Source organism: Leisingera sp. F5, from assembly GCF_001593695.1.
Genome location: NZ_LUKH01000462.1, coordinates 1 through 2,362, shown reverse-complemented (window position 1 = coordinate 2,362; position 2,362 = coordinate 1). Strand labels below are relative to the sequence as shown.

The 2,362-nt window shown below is 61.2% G+C and carries 4 protein-coding genes; 2 read left to right on the top strand and 2 right to left on the bottom strand.

Annotated elements, in window-relative coordinates:
- Positions 1-262 (top strand): GTP-binding protein (locus A2I95_RS31905; RefSeq protein WP_291736292.1); only part of this gene is annotated, 262 nt, incomplete at its 5' end.
- Between the two features lie 312 nt (positions 263-574).
- Here the strand turns inward: A2I95_RS31905 and A2I95_RS31900 are convergent.
- Positions 575-1,009, bottom strand: a complete 435-nt coding sequence (locus tag A2I95_RS31900) for an RbsD/FucU domain-containing protein (RefSeq protein ID WP_291736291.1) — start codon at positions 1,007-1,009, stop codon at positions 575-577.
- A 187-nt stretch (positions 1,010-1,196) separates the two neighbouring features.
- On the opposite strand from A2I95_RS31900, the gene A2I95_RS31895 reads away from it, so the two are divergent.
- Positions 1,197-1,748 (top strand): division plane positioning ATPase MipZ, encoded by a 552-nt coding sequence (locus A2I95_RS31895; protein WP_367153164.1) that lies wholly within the window; start codon positions 1,197-1,199, stop codon positions 1,746-1,748.
- Positions 1,749-1,765: 17 nt separating this feature from the next.
- Here the strand turns inward: A2I95_RS31895 and A2I95_RS31890 are convergent.
- Positions 1,766-2,362, bottom strand: a 597-nt coding sequence (locus A2I95_RS31890) for an adenylate/guanylate cyclase domain-containing protein (RefSeq protein ID WP_291736290.1), incomplete at its 5' end; no start/stop codon positions are given.

Below are 2,362 nucleotides of genomic sequence, written 5' to 3'. Positions count from 1 at the left end.
ACTGGCGGATCTGACGGTCTATGTCATTGATGTTGCTGCCGGAGAAGAGATTCCGCGCAAAGGCGGACCGGCGATCACACGGTCGGATCTGCTGGTCATCAACAAGACCGACCTGGCGCCCTACGTCGGTGCCTCGCTGGAGGTGATGGAACGCGATGCGACGCGGGTTCGCGCGGGGCGGCCGTTCGTTTTTTCTGCGCTCAAGGGCGGGGAAGGGGTCGATGGGATCGTCGCGAACCTGCGGCAGATCGCAGGGCTCTGATCGGGGTGTCCGGGCGGCTCTGGCGGCGCGCTCGCCGAGGTCCCGGTGCGGGTGAAAATGGGCCGCTGGTCTTGCATCCACCCGGGATTTTTCCGGGAAAAACGCGGTGTATCAATGTGTTTGCCTGAATTCTCAGAAGGCGGCCCAATCCGTGAACTGGTAGGTCTTGGGCTTGGTCTGGCCGGGAACCGGGGTGGAGGTCTGTGCGGGGCGGGGCTGGTTGTGCTTGGTCATGGCGGGTCTCCTTTTCCTGTCTCTGAAGATGGGGGAAGGCGCCCATTTCCGACAGTCACGAAAACCATACCGGCCAGTTCAGTTTGGAGGGATGACGCCCTTCTTGAGGATTATGTTCCCGTAAAGCCTTGATTCCCCGGTCTGAATCACGGCGAACGCAGTCTTGGCCCGCTCGTAGAAGGCAAAGCGTTCCAGCGTTGCGATAGGTGCGGGATTGTCCGCATTCCCATCTATAATGTCTTGAAATTCCTTGACGATTTCGGGAACGGCCTCGGCGTCGCCGACCACCTGCATTGTATGGGCCGGGTCCTTGACGAAACTGTCCAGCGGCAAGAGCGTCAGCACCGCCTGCAGGACCTGTGTGGCGGACAAGCCGTCCAGGCGGTGTACCTTACATCCCATTGAGTAGGCTGGAAAATTGCAATCCGAGATCACGATGTCATCGCCGTGACCCATCGCCCGAAGGCTGTACAGGATTTCGGGCGAAAGGATGGCGGGGATGTTGCGCAGCATGGGGGATCCTCCGGAATACCCCACCATGAAACCGCCCCCAGGGGCAGAGTGCAAGGGGGCAGTGGGCTGGCGGTGGCCTGTACAAAACGTACAAAACGTACACGGTTTCTGACGTTTTGTACAAAACCGGCTAGGGTGAGCGCAGAGGCGGTTCGTGGGGCCGCGCGGGACGGGAAGGAGACAGGGAATGGAACGGGTGACGCCCAAGGGCAATCCGACCCTGCGCACGCTGGCCATGCCGGCGGATGCAAATGTCAGCGGCGATATCTTTGGCGGCTGGGTGCTGAGCCAGATGGACCTGGCCAGCGGTATCATTGCAGGAGAGAGGGCGCAGGGGCGGGTGGCCACGGTGGCTGTGGATGCAATGAAATTCATCCGCCCGGTGCGGATCGGCGACGTGCTGGAGATTTATGGCTGGGTCGCGCGGGTGGGCCGGACCTCGATGGGGATCGGGCTGGAGGCCTGGGTGATCCGCAACCGGATCGGCACCCAGCGCATGGTCAACAAGGAAAAGATGGAGCGCGCCATCAATATGCTGTCCAAGCGGATCGGCTTCCGGGTCGCACCGGGCTTTTCCGAGCGGGTGATTTTCCGCGAGTTGTTCCCGCGCGGGCTGACGCTGCTGGACCTCAAGGACATCGGCGTCAAGCAGCTGAACATTTCCAACATCGCCGCCCGGCAGGAACTGCGCGACATGATGAAGGAAGTGAACCTGCCGGGGGTCGAGATCAGTATCTGATCCTGCCCCGCGGCGGCTTAACCATCGCAACCGCAATTGCCGCGGTAAATGGTGTAAAGCTCGATCGGCTCGGCCACTCCGCGCAGCATGTAACGGCCCAGCGACACCAGATCGTGGTTGGTGCCCTTGGCCGCCTTTTGCACGTCTTCCGACATGATGATGCTTTGGCCGACCGAACGGTGCATCCCCGCGATTCGGGCGGTCTGGTTCACCGCCTGGCCGATCACAGTGAAATCCAGCCGGTTCTCGGCCCCGATATTACCATACAGGATATCACCCGCGTGCAGCGCCAAAGTAAAGCCCGCGGTGGGCAGACCCTGTTCTTCGCGTTCGGAGTTGAAGGCGCGCACTTTGCCGCACAGTTCATTAGCCGCCGCAAGGGCCGCATGGGCGTCCTCCTCAATACTGCCGAGGTTGAACATGGTCAGCATGCCGTCACCCATGAACTTCAGGATGTTGCCGCCATGCGCCTGGATGGTTTCCACCGCCAGACCGAAATAGCCGTTCAGCATCTCGATCAGTTCCGTGCCCGGCAGCCGTTCCGCCAGTTGGGTGAACCCCTTGAGGTCAAACAGGCAGAGCACAGCATCGATCTGCTGCGAGGAGCCGCGTTG

What these genes read in the sequence shown, in the direction of transcription:
- A2I95_RS31900 (WP_291736291.1), bottom strand. Translation starts at nt 1,009, where the DNA reads ATGCTGCGCAACATCCCCGCCATCCTTTCGCCCGAAATCCTGTACAGC.
- A2I95_RS31895 (WP_367153164.1), top strand. Translation starts at nt 1,197, where the DNA reads ATGGAACGGGTGACGCCCAAGGGCAATCCGACCCTGCGCACGCTGGCC.